The organism is Micromonospora sp. RB23 (assembly GCF_053585025.1).
The window spans coordinates 4,975,945-4,993,526 of record NZ_CM132111.1 but is presented as its reverse complement, the minus strand read 5'-3'; the positions used below and the strand labels follow the sequence as shown (position 1 = coordinate 4,993,526).

14 protein-coding genes are annotated in these 17,582 nt (G+C 71.7%); 11 read left to right on the top strand and 3 right to left on the bottom strand.

Annotation, left to right across the window (positions count from 1 at the left end; all coding sequences use genetic code 11):
- The first annotated feature begins 49 nt into the window (after positions 1 to 49).
- Positions 50 to 658, top strand: a complete 609-nt coding sequence (locus ACTFTM_RS22620; RefSeq protein WP_449562479.1) for a DedA family protein — start codon at positions 50 to 52, stop codon at positions 656 to 658.
- A 247-nt stretch (positions 659 to 905) separates the two neighbouring features.
- On the opposite strand, the gene ACTFTM_RS22615 is transcribed toward ACTFTM_RS22620, so the two are convergent.
- On the bottom strand, positions 906 to 1,559 hold the full coding sequence (locus ACTFTM_RS22615; RefSeq protein ID WP_449562478.1) for an MBL fold metallo-hydrolase: 654 nt from the start codon (positions 1,557 to 1,559) through the stop codon (positions 906 to 908).
- A 269-nt stretch (positions 1,560 to 1,828) separates the two neighbouring features.
- Here ACTFTM_RS22615 and rsgA point away from each other — a divergent pair, with 269 nt between their 5' ends.
- The 5 genes from rsgA (at position 1,829) to ACTFTM_RS22590 (ending at position 10,591) form a co-directional block, all read left to right on the top strand.
- A complete protein-coding gene (gene rsgA / locus ACTFTM_RS22610; protein ID WP_449566701.1) occupies positions 1,829 to 2,899 on the top strand; it encodes a ribosome small subunit-dependent GTPase A in 1,071 nt (356 codons plus the stop codon).
- A gap of 225 nt (positions 2,900 to 3,124) precedes the next feature.
- Positions 3,125 to 6,070 (top strand): excinuclease ABC subunit UvrA, encoded by a 2,946-nt coding sequence (gene uvrA / locus ACTFTM_RS22605; protein WP_449562477.1) that lies wholly within the window; start codon positions 3,125 to 3,127, stop codon positions 6,068 to 6,070.
- A gap of 159 nt (positions 6,071 to 6,229) precedes the next feature.
- The gene (locus ACTFTM_RS22600; protein ID WP_449562476.1) at positions 6,230 to 6,712 is read left to right on the top strand and encodes a Rieske (2Fe-2S) protein; all 483 of its coding nucleotides are present in this window, start codon (positions 6,230 to 6,232) and stop codon (positions 6,710 to 6,712) included.
- 158 nt (positions 6,713 to 6,870) lie between these two features.
- Positions 6,871 to 8,925 carry an excinuclease ABC subunit UvrC gene (gene uvrC, locus ACTFTM_RS22595; protein WP_449562475.1) on the top strand — a complete coding sequence of 685 codons (2,055 nt, stop codon included), beginning with the start codon at positions 6,871 to 6,873 and terminating at the stop codon, positions 8,923 to 8,925.
- Positions 8,926 to 9,925: 1,000 nt separating this feature from the next.
- Positions 9,926 to 10,591: a C39 family peptidase gene (locus tag ACTFTM_RS22590; RefSeq protein WP_449562474.1), complete on the top strand. Its 666-nt coding sequence runs from the start codon at positions 9,926 to 9,928 to the stop codon at positions 10,589 to 10,591.
- A 61-nt stretch (positions 10,592 to 10,652) separates the two neighbouring features.
- Here ACTFTM_RS22590 and recQ read toward each other — a convergent pair whose 3' ends face one another.
- Together recQ and ACTFTM_RS22580 are read right to left on the bottom strand one after the other, a co-directional pair.
- Entirely contained in the window at positions 10,653 to 12,491 is a 1,839-nt protein-coding gene (recQ, locus tag ACTFTM_RS22585) for a DNA helicase RecQ (RefSeq protein WP_449562473.1), read from the bottom strand.
- Between the two features lie 73 nt (positions 12,492 to 12,564).
- A complete protein-coding gene (locus ACTFTM_RS22580) occupies positions 12,565 to 13,053 on the bottom strand; it encodes a hypothetical protein (protein ID WP_449562472.1) in 489 nt (162 codons plus the stop codon).
- Between the two features lie 148 nt (positions 13,054 to 13,201).
- On the opposite strand from ACTFTM_RS22580, the gene ACTFTM_RS22575 reads away from it, so the two are divergent.
- From ACTFTM_RS22575 to whiA, 5 genes are all read left to right on the top strand, one after another.
- Positions 13,202 to 14,056: a DUF5753 domain-containing protein gene (locus ACTFTM_RS22575; RefSeq protein WP_449562471.1), complete on the top strand. Its 855-nt coding sequence runs from the start codon at positions 13,202 to 13,204 to the stop codon at positions 14,054 to 14,056.
- Positions 14,057 to 14,080: 24 nt separating this feature from the next.
- Positions 14,081 to 14,284: a DUF397 domain-containing protein gene (locus ACTFTM_RS22570; protein WP_449562470.1), complete on the top strand. Its 204-nt coding sequence runs from the start codon at positions 14,081 to 14,083 to the stop codon at positions 14,282 to 14,284.
- A 145-nt stretch (positions 14,285 to 14,429) separates the two neighbouring features.
- Positions 14,430 to 15,335 (top strand): RNase adapter RapZ, encoded by a 906-nt coding sequence (gene rapZ, locus ACTFTM_RS22565; protein WP_355049588.1) that lies wholly within the window; start codon positions 14,430 to 14,432, stop codon positions 15,333 to 15,335.
- Positions 15,332 to 16,423, top strand: coding sequence for a gluconeogenesis factor YvcK family protein (locus ACTFTM_RS22560; RefSeq protein WP_449562469.1), 1,092 nt, complete (start codon positions 15,332 to 15,334; stop codon positions 16,421 to 16,423). The genes rapZ and ACTFTM_RS22560 overlap by 4 nt, the downstream gene beginning before the upstream one ends.
- Positions 16,424 to 16,477: 54 nt before the next feature.
- Positions 16,478 to 17,458 carry a DNA-binding protein WhiA gene (gene whiA / locus ACTFTM_RS22555; protein ID WP_030337350.1) on the top strand — a complete coding sequence of 327 codons (981 nt, stop codon included), beginning with the start codon at positions 16,478 to 16,480 and terminating at the stop codon, positions 17,456 to 17,458.
- Positions 17,459 to 17,582 lie beyond the last annotated feature (124 nt).

Below are 17,582 nucleotides of genomic sequence, written 5' to 3'. Positions count from 1 at the left end.
GGCTGCGACCGGATGTCCGCGGTGGCCCGGCGGCCATAGCGTACGAGGCATGACGCAATGGCTGGCCCAGGTCGGAGAGCTGCCCATCCTGGTGCTGATGGGCGTACTCGGACTGGTGATGCTCTTCGACGCCGTACCGCTGCTGGGTGTGCTCGTGCCCGGTGACGTGGCGATCCTGGCCGCGGTCGGGGTGGGCCGTCCGGCCATCGGGCTGGCCACCTTCGCCGCCGTGCTCGCCGGGTGCCTGGCCGGCTGGTCGCTGAGCTTCCTCATCGGTCGCCGGTACGCCGAGCCCCTGCGCCGCAGCCGCGTCGGCGGCTGGATCGGCGAGTCACGCTGGAGCGCGGCCGAGGGAATCCTCAGCCGTGGCGGCGGCCGGATGGTCATGGTCGCGCCGTTCCTGCCGGTGTTCAACGCCCTGTTGCCGCTGGCCGCCGGCGGGCTACGGATGTCGTACCGACGGTTCCTCGGCTGCGCCGCCCTCGGCGCGGCGGCCTGGGCCGGTCTCTACCTGGCGCTGGGCATAGCGTCACGGTCGCTGGCCGCGCTGCTGCCCGGAGCGCCCAGCCCGTTGCTGGTGACCATGGGCGTGGGGTTGGTGCTGGCCACCGTCGTGTTGCTGGGGGCACGGCGGCGGCTGTTCGCTCTTGCTGGCTGATCGCTCTTGGTTGCTGACTGTGGTTGCGGTGGGGGGCGGGGCCTGCCGTGCCCGGCTCCGGGCGGTCAGGCTTGATCCCTGCGCCGGGCACGGCAGGCCCCCGCCCCCGTCGGGGTCTTGGTCCGCCGGTCGGGTCGCGGTCTGTCGGCGGGTTGTTCGACCTTCGGTGGCTCCTGGTCAGCGTCGGGTGACCCGCTTGAAGTGGCTCGGTCGGGCTTTTCCGTGGGTGACCCGGTCCGGGGGTGGGTTACCAGCCTCGGGTTCGCCACTGGGGGAGGGCCGGGCGTTCGGCGCCCAGGGTGCTGTCCTTGCCGTGGCCCGGGTAGAACCAGGTGTCGTCCGGCAGTTGGTCGAACAGCTTGTGCTCGACGTCGTCGATCAACGCGGCGAAGCGCTGCGGGTCCTTGTCCGTGTTGCCGACTCCGCCGGGGAAGAGGCTGTCGCCGGTGAAGAGGTGGGCGGTGCCGGCCGGATCGCGGTAGAGCAACGCGATCGACCCCGGGGTGTGGCCCTTGATGTGGATGACCTCCAGGGCGCAGTCACCCACCGCCACTGTGTCGCCCTCGGCCAGGTGCTCCGCCTCGATCGGCAGCCCGGACGCGTCGTCGGCGTGCACCAGCGCCCGCGCGCCGGTCTTGGCGACCACCTCCTCCAGCGCCACCCAGTGGTCCATGTGCTGGTGGGTGGTGACCACGGCGGTCAGGCCGCCGTCGCCGATCAGCTCCAGCAGCCGGGGCGCCTCGTTGGCGGCGTCGATCAGCACCTGGTCCCCCGTGCCGGAGCACCGCAGCAGGTACGCGTTGTTGTCCATCGGGCCGACCGACAACTTGCTGATCGTGAGCCCGGCCAACTCCCGTACCGCCGGTGGGCCGCCGTGGGTGACATCTCCGCTGTAGGTCATGACGTGTCGACATCCATTCCGGGTCCAGGAGGTGCTCGGCGGCCGTGCGGTGGCGTTCCGCCGCGCCGATCGGGCCGCGCGGCCGGGCGCACGCGTCGACCCTAGCGGGCGCGCGTCGCGCCGTCGTCACGGAAATCGCTTTCGGCGCGTCGCGCCGGGCCCTACCGTCGGCGTCACATGCGGCACTCGGACGTCGGACGGAGGTGGTGTTCATGCCGGACGTGGCACGCGTGTTCCGCCATCACCAGCTCGACACCGATGAGGATGCCATGACCATCGATCTGATCGCCCTCGGCTGGGACGCCGACCGGGCGTCGTACGCCGCCCGACGGGGCGAGCGCCAGCCGGGCCGGGTGGCGCGCGTGGACCGGGGGGTCTGCACGGTGCTCACCGCCGACGGCCCGGTCCGCGCCAGCCTCGGCCCGTCCGTGCTGGCCGCCGCCGCCCAGGACTCCTCCGCGCTGCCCTGCGCCGGGGACTGGGTGCTGCTCACGTACTGGCCGGACCGCCGGATCACCGTGTCGGCCGTGCTGCCCCGGCGCGCCGCGCTGGTCCGTCGTACCGCCGGCAAGGACGCCAGCGGCCAGGTGCTGGCCGCGAACCTGGACGCCGCCGCCGTGGTGGAGCCGGTGCACCCGGAGCCGGACGTCGGCCGCATCGAGCGGCTGCTGTCCCTGGTCCACGAGTCCGGGGCCCGGCCGCTCGTGGTGCTGACCAAGTCCGACCTCGCGGCCGACCCGGCCGCGCTGGCCCGCCAACTCGCCGCGGTCGCACCCGGCGTGCCCGTGCTGCCGGTCAGCGCCGAGCAGGGCACCGGGCTGGCGCCGCTGCGCGCCGAGGTCGCGCCGGGTCGCACCCTGGGGCTGCTCGGACCGTCCGGAGCGGGCAAGTCGAGCCTGGTCAACGCGCTCGCCGGCGCGGTGGTGATGCCGACCCAGGCGATCCGCCGGGTCGACGGCAAGGGTCGGCACACCACCACCTGGCGGGCCCTGGTGCCGATCCCCAGGGGCGGCGCGGTGATCGACACTCCCGGCGTACGGGCGGTCGGTCTGCTCGACGGCGTGGCCGGGTTGGACCGGGCGTTCGCCGACATCGCGGAGCTGGCCGAGGGTTGCCGGTACGGCGACTGCCGGCACGACGACGAGCCGGCCTGCGCCGTCCGCGACGCGCTGCGTACCGGCGAGCTGCCCGCCCGCCGGTGGGAGAGTTGGCGGCGGTTGCAGGGCGAGGTGGCGCACGAGAGCCGGCGGCGTGCGGCGCGGCTCGCCGCCGAGCGGCGCGGCGGCTGGCGCTCGGCGCGGCGCCGGGCGGCCCGCCCGCCGTCACCCGGGGGTTACTGAGTGGGCTGGGCCGCCGGGTACGTGCCCGGCGGCCCGGGCCGGTGTCGACGGTCGCGGGTGGCGCGGCCGACCGCGCTGAGCTGGGGGAATGTGCGGGCGAGGGAAACTGTCGTACCTCGGGGCTAGAGTTGCCGAGGCGTGTTTTCCGCGCCCGTACGACCGCTCGTAACCAGCACAGAGCGGGACAGACCCTCCGCTTCACCTTCATCCGGGAGTACACGTACCGTGGCCGACCGACTCATCATCCGTGGCGCGCGCGAGCACAACCTGCGTGACGTCAGTCTCGACCTGCCCCGGGACGCTCTCATCGTGTTCACCGGGCTGTCCGGGTCGGGCAAGTCGAGCCTGGCCTTCGACACGATCTTCGCCGAGGGGCAGCGGCGGTACGTGGAGTCGCTGTCGTCGTACGCCCGGCAGTTCCTCGGGCAGATGGACAAGCCCGACGTCGACTTCATCGAGGGGCTGAGCCCGGCCGTCTCGATCGACCAGAAGTCCACCTCGCGCAACCCGCGCTCCACCGTCGGCACGATCACCGAGGTCTACGACTACCTGCGTCTGCTCTTCGCCCGCATCGGCGAGCCGCACTGCCCGGTCTGTGGCGAGCGGATCTCCAAGCAGAGCCCGCAGCAGATCGTCGACCGGGTCCTCGCGATGGCCGAGGGCACCCGGTTCATGGTGCTCGCACCGGTCATCCGGGGCCGCAAGGGCGAGTACGTCGACCTCTTCGCCGAGTTGCAGGCCAAGGGCTACGCCCGGGCCCGCGTCGACGGCGTGGTCCACCCGCTGACCGAGCCCCCCAAGCTCAAGAAGCAGGAGAAGCACACCATCGAGGTGGTGATCGACCGGCTCACCGTCAAGCCGAGCGCCAAGCAGCGGCTGACCGACTCGGTCGAGGCCGCGCTGGGCCTGTCCAGCGGCCTGGTGCTGCTCGACTTCGTCGACCTGCCGGAGGACGACCCGGACCGGGAGCGCCGTTACTCGGAGCACCTGGCCTGCCCCAACGACCACCCGCTCGCCATCGAGGACCTCGAGCCCCGGGTGTTCTCCTTCAACGCCCCGTACGGCGCCTGCCCCGAGTGCACGGGCCTCGGCACCAAGAAGGAGGTCGACCCGGAGCTGCTGGTTCCCGACCCGGAGCGCAGCCTGCGCGAGGGCGCCATCCAGCCCTGGTCCACCGGTCACAACCTGGAGTACTTCCTGCGCCTGCTGGAGGCCCTCGGCGAGTCCCAGCACTTCGACGTCGACACCCCGTGGCGGGCGTTGCCGGCGCGGGCGCAGAAGACGATCCTGCACGGCTCCGACGACCAGGTGCACGTGCGATACCGCAACAAGTACGGCCGCGAGCGCTCCTACTACACCGGTTTCGAGGGTGTGGTGCAGTGGATCGAGCGCCGGCACTCCGACACCGAGTCCGAGTGGTCCCGCGACAAGTACGAGGGCTACATGCGTGACGTGCCGTGCGCGGCCTGCGGGGGCGCCCGGCTCAAGCCCGAGGTGCTCGCCGTCACCCTGGCGGGCAAGAGCATCGCCGAGGTCTGCAACCTGTCCGTGGGGGAGTGCGCCGACCTGCTCGCCGGCATCGAGCTGACCGACCGGCAGAAGCTGATCGCCGAGCGCGTCCTCAAGGAGATCAACGCCCGGCTGCGGTTCCTGCTCGACGTCGGCCTGGACTACCTCTCGCTCGACCGGCCCGCCGGCACGCTCTCCGGCGGTGAGGCGCAGCGCATCCGGCTGGCCACCCAGATCGGCTCGGGCCTGGTCGGCGTGCTCTACGTGCTCGACGAGCCGTCGATCGGGCTGCACCAGCGCGACAACCACCGGCTCATCGAGACGCTGATCCGGCTGCGCGGGCTGGGCAACACGCTGATCGTGGTGGAGCACGACGAGGACACCATCCGGGTCGCCGACTGGATCGTCGACATCGGGCCCGGCGCGGGCGAGCACGGCGGCAAGATCGTGCACAGCGGCTCGGTGCCGGCGCTGCTGAAGAACAAGGAGTCGCTCACCGGGGCGTACCTGGCGGGCCGCCGGTCGATCCCGACACCCGCGCAGCGCCGTCCGCAGACCAAGGACCGCGAGCTGGTGGTGCACGGCGCGCGCGAGCACAACCTGCGCAACCTGACCGTCTCGTTCCCGCTGGGCCAGTTGATCGCGGTCACCGGCGTCAGCGGCTCGGGCAAGTCGACGCTTGTCAACGACATCCTGTACGCGGTGCTGGCCAACCAGATCAACGGCGCCCGCCTGGTGCCCGGCCGGCACACCCGGGTCTCCGGGTTGGAGCACGTGGACAAGGTCGTCGGCGTGGACCAGTCGCCGATCGGCCGTACGCCCCGCTCGAACCCGGCCACCTACACCGGTGTCTGGGACCACGTCCGCAAGCTCTTTGCCGAGACCACCGAGGCCAAGGTCCGGGGGTACGGGCCGGGCCGGTTCTCCTTCAACGTCAAGGGTGGCCGCTGCGAGGCGTGCTCCGGCGACGGCACGATCAAGATCGAGATGAACTTCCTGCCCGACGTGTACGTCCCCTGCGAGGTCTGCAAGGGCGCCCGGTACAACCGGGAGACCCTGGAGGTGCACTACAAGGGCAAGACCGTCTCGGACGTGCTGGAGATGCCGATCGAGGAGGCCGCCGAGTTCTTCTCCGCCATCCCGGCCATCCACCGGCACCTCAAGACGCTTGTCGACGTCGGCCTCGGCTACGTCCGCCTCGGTCAGCCCGCGCCGACCCTCTCCGGCGGTGAGGCGCAGCGGGTCAAGCTCGCCTCCGAGCTGCAGAAGCGCTCCACCGGTCGCACGGTCTACGTGCTCGACGAGCCGACCACCGGACTGCACTTCGAGGACATCCGCAAACTGCTGATGGTGCTCGAGGGTCTGGTCGACAAGGGCAACACCGTGATCACCATCGAGCACAACCTCGACGTGATCAAGACCGCCGACTGGCTCATCGACATGGGCCCGGAGGGTGGCCACCGGGGCGGCACCGTGCTCGCCACGGGCACCCCGGAGGAGGTCGCCGAGGTGGTCGAGAGCCACACCGGCCAGTTCCTGCGCCAGGTCCTCAAGCTCGACGGCGAGGCCAAGGGCGCGGCGGCGGCCACCACGCGGGCCGCGAAGGCCAACGGTGCGACCAAGGCGCGGGCGACCCGCAAGGTGCCGGCCGGCGCGCGCTGACCGCTCCGTACCTCTCTCGGGGCGGGTCGGACGACGGCCCGCCCCGCCCCTTTTGCCGGGGTAGCACGGATGCCGGGGTGAACTATCCGGCACAGTTGCGCGTGGAAAGAAGTGTGGCCGGCTCTCGGACCGGCGCACTGGGCGAGAGAGAGGCGAGGCATGAGCGACGATCAGGCGCTGACCGGACCGGGTACGCAGACCCGTCGTACCCTGCTCACCGGCGTCGGGGCGGTCGGCGCGGCCGTCGTCCTGGCTGCCTGCGGCAGTGACGACGGCAGCGGCAGCGACGGACCCACCAGTGGCGGCCCCGCCGTGCCCAGCACCGGTGACGCCGGCGGCGGCGACCGGCAGAACGCCCAGTCGCTGGCCACCACCGCCGACATCCCGGTCGGCGGCGGCAAGATCCTCGCCGCCGAGGGCGTGGTGATCACTCAGCCCACGGCCGGCCAGTTCAAGGGCTTCAGCCCGATCTGTACGCACCAGAACTGCCCCGTGTCGAACGTCGACGGCGGCACCATCAACTGCACCTGCCACGGCAGCAAGTTCTCGATCGAGGACGGCTCGGTGAAGGCCGGTCCGGCCACCAAGCCGCTGCCGCCGAAGGAGATCAAGGTCACCGGCGACCAGATCTCCCTGGCCTGACCCACCTGGGCTCGGCGGTCGCGCCGGTCTGCCTGGCGATCGACTCGCGTTTCCGGAAGTCGGGGTGTCTGCGGCTCTCCGACACCCCGACTTCCGGGAAGCCGAGTGGATCACGCGCCTGCGGTGGGGTGTCGGGGGTGCGGACTAGGCTTGATGGCGTGGCTGACCCCTCGACCTACCGTCCCGCGCCCGGCACCATCCCGGAGTCACCGGGGGTCTACCGCTTCCGTGACGGCACCGGCCGGGTGATCTACGTCGGCAAGGCGAAGAACCTGCGCAGCCGGCTCAACTCCTACTTCGGGGACGTCTGGAATCTGCACGAGCGCACCCGCCAGATGGTCACCACCGCCGAGTCGGTGGACTGGATCACCGTCGGCACCGAGGTCGAGGCGCTCCAGCAGGAGTTCACCTGGATCAAGCAGTACGACCCCCGGTTCAACGTGCGCTACCGCGACGACAAGTCGTACCCCTATCTCGCCGTCACCCTCGACGAGGAGTACCCGCGACTCCAGGTGATGCGCGGCGCGAAACGCAAGGGTGTCCGTTACTTCGGGCCGTACTCGCACGCCTGGGCCATCCGCGAGACCCTCGACCTGCTGCTGCGGGTGTTCCCCGCCCGGACCTGCTCGGCCGGCGTGTTCAAGCGGGCCGGCCAGGTCGGCCGTCCCTGCCTCCTGGGCTACATCGGCAAGTGCTCCGCCCCGTGCGTCGGCACCGTCTCGGCCGACGAGCACCGGGCCATCGTCGACGGGTTCTGCGACTTCATGGCCGGAAAGACCGACACCATGGTTCGCAAGATCGAGCGCGAGATGACCGAGGCCAGCGAGGCGCTGGAGTTCGAACGGGCCGCCCGCCTGCGCGACGACGTGGCCGCCCTGCGCCGGGCCATGGAGAAGCAGACCGTCGTGCTCGGCGACGGCACCGACGCCGACGTGGTCGCGTTCGCCGACGATCCCCTCGAAGCGGCCGTGCAGGTCTTCCACGTGCGCGACGGCCGGGTCCGCGGCCAGCGCGGGTGGGTCGTGGAGAAGACCGAGGACCTGACCACCGGCGACCTGGTGCACCACTTCTGCACGCAGGTGTACGGCGGCGAGCACGGCGAGGCCGACGTACCCCGTGAGTTGCTGGTGCCCGAGCTGCCGGCGGACGCCGACGCGCTCGCGGACTGGCTCACCAGCCACCGGGGCAGCCGGGTGTCGTTGCGCGTGCCGCAGCGGGGTGACAAGCGCACCCTGCTCGAGACGGTCGAGCGCAACGCCAAGGACGCGCTGGCCCGGCACAAGCTCAAGCGCTCCGGCGACCTGACCACCCGCGGCAAGGCGCTGGACGAGATCAGCGAGGCGCTGGGCATGCGCACCTCGCCGTTGCGGATCGAGTGCTTCGACATCTCCCAGATCCAGGGCACCGACGTGGTGGCCAGCATGGTGGTCTTCGAGGACGGGTTGCCCCGCAAGAGCGAGTACCGGCGGTTCATCGTCCGGGGCGCCACCGACGACCTGTCCGCGATGTCCGAGGTGCTGCGTCGCCGCTTCGCCCGTTACCTCGACGCGCGCGCCGAGACGGGCGAGGTGGGCGTGGAGTCGGCCGACGATCCGGGTGCCCCGGTGGACCCGGTCGATCCGCAGGTCGGCGTCCTGATCGACCCGACCACCGGCCGGCCCCGGAAGTTCGCGTACCCGCCGCAGCTGGTGGTCGTCGACGGTGGCGCCCCGCAGGTCGCGGCCGCCGCGCAGGCCCTCGCCGACCTGGGCATCGACGACGTCGCGCTGTGTGGCCTCGCCAAGCGGTTGGAGGAGGTCTGGCTCCCGGACGACGAGTTCCCGGTCATCCTGCCACGCACCTCCGAGGGTCTCTACCTGCTGCAACGCGTCCGCGACGAGGCGCACCGCTTCGCCATCACGTTCCACCGCCAGCGCCGCTCCAAGCGGATGACCGAATCCGCACTGGACAACGTCTCCGGCCTCGGCGAGGTACGCCGCAAGGCGTTGCTGCGGCACTTCGGCTCGCTCAAGCGGCTCTCCACGGCGACCGTCGACGAGATCACCGAGGTGCCCGGGGTCGGTCGTCGTACCGCCGAGGCGATCCTGGCCGCCCTGGACACGGGCCCCCGGGTCGACGACAGCACGCAGTCGACCCCCGGCGCGGGGAGCCCACCCGATGCGGCGGCGACTTCTGTCCCTGGGCCAGCCGTCGAGGGCCTGCCCTCACCATGATCCACTCGACGTCGCCGATGTCGCGGTATCAACCCGCCGTGAATAGCCCGACATCGCCGAAGTCGAGTGGATCATTCACGCGGCCGCCTCGCGACCCCGGCCGAGGTGCGGCAGATAGGGCCTATGTCCGGTGCTCGGACGCCCGCTGGGTGCCGCTGTGGGCGCTGCGCGGATTGTCGACCCCAACCCGGGCCCGGCCAGAGATGGGGATTTCGGCCAGGTTGGTCGCGATGAGCGGCTAACTGTCGTCCGGGGGATGTTTCCGGTCTCGGGGAAGATGCGCGCGGAGGATGGCCCTCGGCCGAGGCCGGATTCGTGAGCCGGGGCGGTCGTTATGCCAGCCCTGACCACCGCCCCCGGGTGGCGGTTCCCATCTCGGCTGATCCACTCCAGGTCGGCGATGTGGGGGTATCCCTGCGCCCGGATGCCCCCAGATCCGCGATCTAGTGACGATCACACCGGGGAGCGCCGCGCATGGCGTCACGGATGCGATGTTTGTCCGTTTCGACCGCCGGCGTGCTGTGGCCGGTGACACCGGGCGGGCGGAATCGTGGGCCGGGCGGGGTCGTTGTACCTGGCACGCCGCCACGACCCCCGGGTCGCAGGCCGCCGGGAACACCCGCCCGGCCGGCGTCGTTACATCCCCCGCACCACCGAGCACGCTGGCTCGCCCCGGCCCACCGCCGCCGGGAACACCCACCAGGCCAGCGTCGTTACACCCCCCGCACCACCGAGCACGCTGGCTCGCCCCGGCCCACCGCCGCCGGGAACACCCGCCGGACCGGCGTCGTTACACCCCCGCACGGCCGAGCAGCACCCGGCCGGCCCCCGGTCCGCGGCGGGAATGACCCGCCGGCCCGGACCGTTGCACCACCCCCCGCGCAGACCCCCCCGACGGGTCGCCGGAACCGATCCCCGCTTACACGGACTTTCCCGCCCGGCACACCCCCCCCGTGTGCCGCGCGCATATCCCCCGAATGAAGCAGAGGAGCACGCCATCATGCGTACCGATCTGATTCGCAAGACCGCTCTGACCGCCGCTGGCCTCGCTTTCACCGGTGGCGCGATCGCCGGACCGGTGACCGCCGCCTACGCCATGGCCGATGCCAAGCCCACCACCCAGACCGTGTCCGACCGCAAGGGTCACGGTCATGGTGAGCGGGAGCTGGGCGTGCGGTACGAGGCGCAGCCGAACTTCTACTACTGTGGTCCCGCCGCGACCCGTAACGCGTTGAGCGTGCAGGGTAAGAACATCGACGTGGACTCCATGGCCAAGGAGATGGGCACCACCGAGGCCGGCACCAACTCGATCAATGACATCACCCCGGTGCTGAACAAGGAGACCGGCAAGGCCGACGCCTACCGGTCGGTGGAGATCAGCAGCCCCGACGCCGACGCCAAGCAGACCGACACGCTGCGCGCCGACATCGTCAAGACCGTCGATGACGGTCGGGCCGTGGTCGCCAACATCGCCGGCACCAGCGTCGACACCGACGGCAACACCCACTCCTACGAGGGCGGGCACTACATCAGCGTGACCGGCTACCGCGACAACGGCAACGTCGTCACGATCGCCGACTCCGCCAACCCCGACACCGCCTCCTACCAGATCACCGTCGAGCACCTCGCGGACTGGATCGCCACCCGCGGCTACGCCACCAGCTAAGGAGCAACCGACAAGGGCCGGACCCCCATCACGGGGTCCGGCCCTTTCGGCGTGCCCGGGGTCATTCGGCGAGGACGGCCAGGATCTGCTCGCCGTACTTGGCCAGCTTGTTCTCGCCGACGCCGCTGACGCGCGACAGCTCGGCCAACGAGGTGGGCCCGTCGCCCGCGATCTGACGCAGCGTCGCGTCGTGGAAGATGACGTACGCCGGGACGCCCTGCTCTTTCGCGGTGGCCGCCCGCCAGGCGCGCAGCCGCTCGAAGACGGACGCGGCGGCCGGGGTCAGCTCGGCCACGACGGTGGACGAGCCGCGCGGCTTCGACGAGCGACTCGATGCCGGCTTCTCCGGTTCGCGGCGCATCGTGACGGTACGGCGGCGGCCCAGCACGTCGGCGCTCGCCTCGGTCAGCGCGAGCGTGCCGTAGTCGCCCTCGACGGCGAGCAGCCCCTCGGCGAGGAGTTGCCGCACCACGCCCCGCCACTCGGCCTCGCTCAACTCCGTGCCGATACCGAAGACGGTCAGCGAGTCGTGGCCGTACTGGCTGATCTTGTCGGTCTGCTTGCCGAGCAGGATGTCGACGCAGTGCCCGGCGCCGAACCGCTGGTTGCGCTCGCGGTCGAGGCGGAACACGGTGGACAGCAGCTTCTGGGCGGCGACCGTGCCGTCCCAGGACTCCGGTGGGTTGAGGCACGTGTCGCAGTTGCCGCAGGCCGAGGTCTCGGCCTCGCCGAAGTACTCGAGCAGCTGCACCCGGCGGCACCGGACCGTCTCGCAGAGCGCGAGCATCGCGTCCAGGTGCGCGGCGAGGTTCCGCCGGTGCGCGAGGTCGCCGTCGGACGTCTCGATCATCTTGCGCTGCTGCACCACGTCCTGGAGGCCGTACGCCAGCCAGGCCGTCGACGGCAGCCCGTCGCGGCCCGCACGGCCGGTCTCCTGGTAGTAGCCCTCGACCGACTTGGGCAGGTCGAGGTGGGCCACGAAGCGTACGTCGGGCTTGTCGATGCCCATGCCGAAGGCGATGGTGGCCACCATGACCAGCCCGTCCTCGCGCAGGAAGCGTTGCTGGTTGGCGGCGCGGGTCGCCGCGTCGAGGCCGGCGTGGTAGGGCAGTGCGGCGATGCCGTTGGCGGTCAGGAACTCGGCGGTCTTGTCGACCGAGGCGCGGGACAGGCAGTAGACGATGCCCGCGTCGCCGGGATGCTCGTCGCGCAGCAGGGCCAGCAGTTGCTTGCGGGGCTCCCGCTTGGGCACGATCCGGTACTGGATGTTGGGCCGGTCGAAGCTGGCCACGAAGTGCCGCGCGTCGTCGAGGCCCAGCCGGCTGGCGATCTCGCGGCGGGTGGCGCTCGTCGCGGTGGCGGTCAACGCGATGCGCGGGACCTGCGGCCACCGCTCGTGCAGCATCGACAGGGCCAGGTAGTCGGGCCGGAAGTCGTGCCCCCACTGGGACACGCAGTGCGCCTCGTCGATCGCGAACAGGGCGATGCGCCCCCGGTCCAGCAGCGCGAGGGTGGACCGGACGCCGAGTGCCTCCGGCGCCAGGTAGAGCAGGTCCAGTTCGCCGGCGACGAAGGCCGCCTCGACGCGGCGGCGGGCGTCCAGCGTCTGCGTCGAGTTGAGGAAGCCGGCGCGTACGCCGACCGCGGTGAGCGCGTCCACCTGGTCCTGCATGAGCGCGATCAGCGGCGACACGACGACCGCGACACCGTCGCGGACCAGGGCCGGGATCTGGTAGCAGAGCGATTTGCCGCCACCGGTGGGCATCAGCACCAGCGCGTCGCCGCCGGCGACGACATGGTCGATGACCTGCTGCTGGAAGCCGCGGAAGGCGTCGTAGCCGAACACCCGGCGCAGCGCCGCCAGCGCGTCGTCGGTACGCAGGTCGATCGGGGAAGCCATCCGCGGAGTCTACGAGTTCTCCCCGACAGCACCGCCCGCACGCCAGCCCGGCGCGCCCAACCCACCGCGACCGTTACTGACCCCTCGCGCGGTCTCCGTCGCCCCAGCAGAGCCCGCCGATGCCCGCCGCGCTGTGGAAGCCGGGGTGTCCAGTGACGTCCATGCACACCTCGTTGTCGGGGCCGATCCGGCCGCAGAACACCGGCTCGACGTGGTGCCAGGCGTCGGCCCGGGACAGGAGCGCGGCCCCGGCGGCCACCTCGGGGCGCAGGGTCGTCAACCCCTCCGTGTAGACCACGGCCTGGTCGCGGGCCTCCATCAGGTCAGTCGCCAGGTACGACAGGTGCAGCGTCCAGCGTCGGCCCGCCGGCCGCTCGCGCTCCGCCGGACCCAGAGCGATGAGGTACGACGACAGGGCCTCCGGCTTCGCCAACGCGAACGCGATGGCGGCCCGGACCCGCTCGGACACGTCGGACCGGTCGAGCAGAGCGGTCAGGTCGTCGTGGACGTCGCGGGGTTGCCGTGGCTCCCGCTCCCAGCGAGACGATCGATTGTCCGTCACGATTCCCTGCCTCTCCGTAGCGGGCGCTCACCAAGAGACTGAACCAACCACGCCTAAAATGCAACGTCGTGATTTCTTTGAGGTGATGCTTGTTCCGGCGTGGCGCTTGGACAAGAATCGATCCATCACAACGGAGGTGATGGTGGCGATGGCGCAGGTGCCCAGTCCGACGATCAGGGCCCGCCGGCTGCGGCGTGAGCTACGCCGCCTGCGGGACCGCACCGGGCACACCGCCGAGGAGGTCGCCAAGATCCTGGGCTGGCACCGGACGAAGGTCATCCGCTTCGAACTCGGACACTCGCGGGTGATGCCGAAGGACCTGCCCCCGTTGCTCGACCTCTACGACGCGTCGGGGGACGAGCGAGAGTCGCTGACCGCGTTGCTCCGGCAGTCGCGCCAGAAGGGATGGTGGAGCGCGTACGGCGACGTGCTGCCGGACGACTACGTCGGCTTCGAGGCGGAGGCGACCTCGATCAGCACGTTCGAGTGTCTGTACGTGCCCGGCCTGTTGCAGACGGAGGAGTACGTCCGCGCCATCGTCAGAGCGGGCCGCAGCACCGCCGACCAGGACGAGACCGACCGAGTTGTGGCGGCGAGGCTCGCCCGCAAGGCCCTACTGTCGCGTGACCTGCCGCCGTCATTGTGGGCGGTGTTGGATGAGGCGGCGGTTCGACGGGTGGTGGGCGGCCCGAAGGTGATGCGTGCGCAGCTCACTCGCCTGATCGAAGCGTGCGCGATGCCCTCGGTCGAGATCCAGGTCCTGCCGTTCTCGGCCGGGGCGCACGCGGCGATGGCCGGAGCCTTCACCCTGTTGCGCTACGCCGACCCGATGCTCGACCCGGCCGTCGTGTATCTCAGCAACGACTCCAGCACGCTGTTGCTGGAGGAGGACCGGCAGGTGGCCCGATATAGACTCATGTTCGACCACCTCCGGGCCAAGGCACTCGACCCTGACCGGTCTGCGGACCTTCTTACGCGGATCGCTGCCGAGGTCCCGGACTGAGTCCGACACCTTGGAGCGCTGCCGATGACCCCCGCGAAGCTGGCACGGGTTTCCTGGCACAAGAGCAGCCGTAGCGGCGCGAACGATTCGAACTGCGTCGAGGTGGCCGTACTCCCCGAAGGGCTGGCGGTGCGGGACTCCAAGGACTCGGGCGGCCCGGCGCTCGTCTTCGACCGGGACGCCTGGTCGTCGTTCGTGACCGGCCTGCGGCGCGACCCGCGCGCCTGAACGTTCCGTCACCGGAGGGCGGCGCTACCACGCCCGCGGCGCGCGGCGACGGGCGTGCCCGTGCCCACCCCGACCGGCGGGATAGAGTCGCTGATTGACCAATCGCGGCCGACGGCGGCCGCGGCGCCACGTCTTGGGGGTACGGGTGAGCGAGGCGCACACAGCCGGTGACGGGCAGCCGACGGCCGAGTCGGAGACCACCCTGGTGGTGGTCACCGGACTGTCCGGTGGCGGTCGCAGCACCGTCGCCCGCGCGTTGGAGAACGTCGGCTACTACGTCGTCGACAACCTGCCGCAGGCGCTCATGCTCGACATGGCCGAGCTGGCGTTCAAGGCCGGTGGGGCCGCCCGGCGTACGGCGATGGTCCTGGACGTGCGCTCGCGCGCCTTCTCCACCGACCTGGCCGGGGCGATCCGGGAGCTGAAGGAGCGCGGCTTCTCGCCCCGCGTGGTGTTCGTCGACGCCGACGACGAGGTGCTGATCCGACGCTTCGAGAGCGTCCGGCGTTCGCACCCGTTGCAGGGTGACGGACGGCTCGCCGACGGTATCGCCGTCGAGCGCGGGCTGCTGGAGGAGGCCCGTGACCAGGCCGACGTGATCATCGACACCAGCCACCTGAACGTCAACCAGCTCCGCCGACGCATCGAGGAGCTGTTCGGCGGCGAGGACGCCCGGCGGCTGCGGGTGACCGTGCTGTCGTTCGGCTTCAAGTACGGCCTGCCGCCGGACGCCGACTTCGTGCTGGACGCCCGGTTCCTGCCCAACCCGTACTGGGTGCCGGAGCTGCGCGAGCACACCGGGCGGGAGGAGGCGGTCAGCGCGTACGTGCTGGGACAGGAGGGGGCGGACGCCTTCGTGGCCTCGTACGCCGACCTGGTCAACGCCACCACCACCGGGTTCGAGCGGGAGGGCAAGCGCTACCTGACGGTGGCCGTGGGCTGCACCGGCGGCAAGCACCGCAGCGTGGCCATCGCCGAGGAGCTGGCCGGTCGGCTGCGCCAGTCGGGGCTGGCGGCCAACGCCCAGCACCGCGACCTGGGGCGGGAATGACGGCGCGCCGTGTGGTGGCGTTCGGCGGCGGGCACGGCCTGTCGGCGTCGCTGCGCGCGCTGCGGCACTGCGCCCCCGAACTCGACCTGGACATCACGGCTGTGGTGACGGTCGGCGACGACGGCGGTTCCAGTGGCCGGTTGCGCGCCGAACGGGGTGGCCTGCCCCCGGGTGACCTGCGGCAGGCCCTGGTCGCGTTGGCCGGTGACCATCCGGCCACCCGACGCAGCGCCGGGCTCTTCCAGCACCGCTTCGCGGCGGCGCAGGCTGTCCGCGTACCCCCCGACGGCGGGACCGCCGCGGTCCCGGCGGCGGCGGGCGCGCCCGGCGCGGACGCGGACCCGGTTGCCGGAAACCCGACAGACGTGGACCCGCGGGCGGGTGACGCGGCGCGCACGGACGGCCTGGCCGGGCACGCGGTGGGCAACCTGGTGCTCTCCGGGCTGATGGAGCTGCTCGGCGACCCGGTGGCGGCGCTGGAGCACGCCGGGGCGATGCTCGGCGCGGTCGGGCGGGTGTTGCCGATGTCGCGTCAGCCGGTCGACATTGAGGCGCGGGTGCGCGGCGTCGACCCGGACGCGCCGGACGAGGTGCGGACCGTGCGCGGTCAGCACCAGGTGGCGGTCACGACCGGGCGGGTCGAGTCGCTGCGCCTGACGCCGGCCGCCCCGGCGGCCTGCGCCGAGGCGCTCGCCGCGATCGGCGCGGCGGACTGGTTGATCTTCGGGCCGGGCAGCTGGTACACGAGCGTGCTGCCGCACCTGCTGGTGCCGCAGTTGGCCGACGCGATCGTGTCCAGCTCGGCCCGACGGTTGGTCACGCTGAACCTGGCCGCGGAGAAGGAGACCCTCGGCCTCTCGGTCGCCGATCATCTGGCGGCGCTGCACTGGTACCTGCCCGAGCTGAAGGTGGATCTCGTGCTGGCGGACGCCAAGGCGGTGGGTGACCCGGAACCGGTCGAACGTGCGGCAGAATCGCTGGGTGCCCGCCTGGTCCTCGCCCCCGTCGCCGTCACCGACGGCACTCCCCGCCATGATCCGGCTGCCCTGGGCGCCGCGCTGGTGCCTGTCCTGGGCGCCGATCGTTAGACACGTACGTAATCACCGGCGACACGCCGGAACAGGTCCGTGAGGGGACGCACAATGGCGATGACGGCTGCGGTCAAGGACGAGCTGAGTCGGGTCGACGTGCCCAAGCCCTGCTGTCGGCGGGCGGAGATGGCCGCGCTGCTGCGCTTCGCCGGAGGGCTGCACATCGTCTCCGGCCGGGTGGTGGTGGAGGCGGAGCTGGACACCGGCGCGGTGGCGCGTCGGCTGCGCCGGGAGATCGCCGAGGTCTATGGCTACCCGAGTGAGATCCACGTGCTCGCCTCCGGCGGGCTGCGCAAGGGCAGCCACTTCATCGTCCGGGTGGTCAAGGACGGCGAGGCGCTCGCGCGGCAGACCGGCCTGCTCGACGTGCGCGGCCGGCCGGTGCGAGGGCTGCCCCCGCACGTGGTGGCGGCGAACGTCTGCTGCGCGGTCTCGGCGTGGCGGGGCGCGTTCATGGCGCACGGCTCGCTCACCGAACCCGGCCGCTCCAGCGCGTTGGAGATCACCTGCCCGGGACCGGAGTCGGCGCTCGCGCTGGTCGGCGCGGCCCGCCGGATCGGCATCACGGCCAAGAACCGTGAGGTACGCGGGGTGGACCGGGTGGTCGTCAAGGACGGCGACGCGATCGCCGCGCTGCTCACCCGCATCGGCGCGCACTCCAGCGTGCTGGCCTGGGAGGAACGTCGGGTACGCCGGGAGGTGCGGGCCACCGCGAACCGGCTGGCCAACTTCGACGACGCGAACCTGCGCCGCTCGGCGCGCGCCGCGGTGGCCGCCGCCGCCCGGGTCACGCGGGCGCTGGAGATCCTGGCCGACGAGGCGCCCAACCACCTCACCGACGCGGGGAGGCTGCGCCTGGAGCACCGGCAGGCGTCGCTGGAGGAGTTGGGGGCGCTGGCCGACCCGCCGCTGACCAAGGACGCCATCGCCGGGCGGATCCGCCGCCTGCTGGCGCTGGCCGACAAGCGGGCCCGGGACCTCGGCATCCCGGATACGGAAGCAGCCGTCACGCCCGACATGCTCGTGGTCTGATAGGACGGTGGGCCCGTACGGTGCGCCGGGAGCACGACCCGGCGCAGCATGCTCCCGCACGCTCGGATAGGGTCGCTGAGTACGGCAAGGGGGCCGACACCGGCACTTCTCGTCGTGCCCACCG

Bases quoted from the DNA above. Each gene is read 5' to 3' on its own strand.
- ACTFTM_RS22575 (WP_449562471.1), top strand. From the start codon at position 13,202: ATGGCGCAGGTGCCCAGTCCGACGATCAGGGCCCGCCGGCTGCGGCGT.
- rsgA (WP_449566701.1), top strand. From the start codon at position 1,829: ATGACCATCGATCTGATCGCCCTCGGCTGGGACGCCGACCGGGCGTCG.
- ACTFTM_RS22560 (WP_449562469.1), top strand. From the start codon at position 15,332: ATGACGGCGCGCCGTGTGGTGGCGTTCGGCGGCGGGCACGGCCTGTCG.
- ACTFTM_RS22615 (WP_449562478.1), bottom strand. From the start codon at position 1,559: ATGACCTACAGCGGAGATGTCACCCACGGCGGCCCACCGGCGGTACGG.
- recQ (WP_449562473.1), bottom strand. From the start codon at position 12,491: ATGGCTTCCCCGATCGACCTGCGTACCGACGACGCGCTGGCGGCGCTG.
- whiA (WP_030337350.1), top strand. From the start codon at position 16,478: ATGGCGATGACGGCTGCGGTCAAGGACGAGCTGAGTCGGGTCGACGTG.
- ACTFTM_RS22570 (WP_449562470.1), top strand. From the start codon at position 14,081: ATGACCCCCGCGAAGCTGGCACGGGTTTCCTGGCACAAGAGCAGCCGT.
- ACTFTM_RS22600 (WP_449562476.1), top strand. From the start codon at position 6,230: ATGAGCGACGATCAGGCGCTGACCGGACCGGGTACGCAGACCCGTCGT.
- ACTFTM_RS22620 (WP_449562479.1), top strand. From the start codon at position 50: ATGACGCAATGGCTGGCCCAGGTCGGAGAGCTGCCCATCCTGGTGCTG.
- ACTFTM_RS22590 (WP_449562474.1), top strand. From the start codon at position 9,926: ATGCGTACCGATCTGATTCGCAAGACCGCTCTGACCGCCGCTGGCCTC.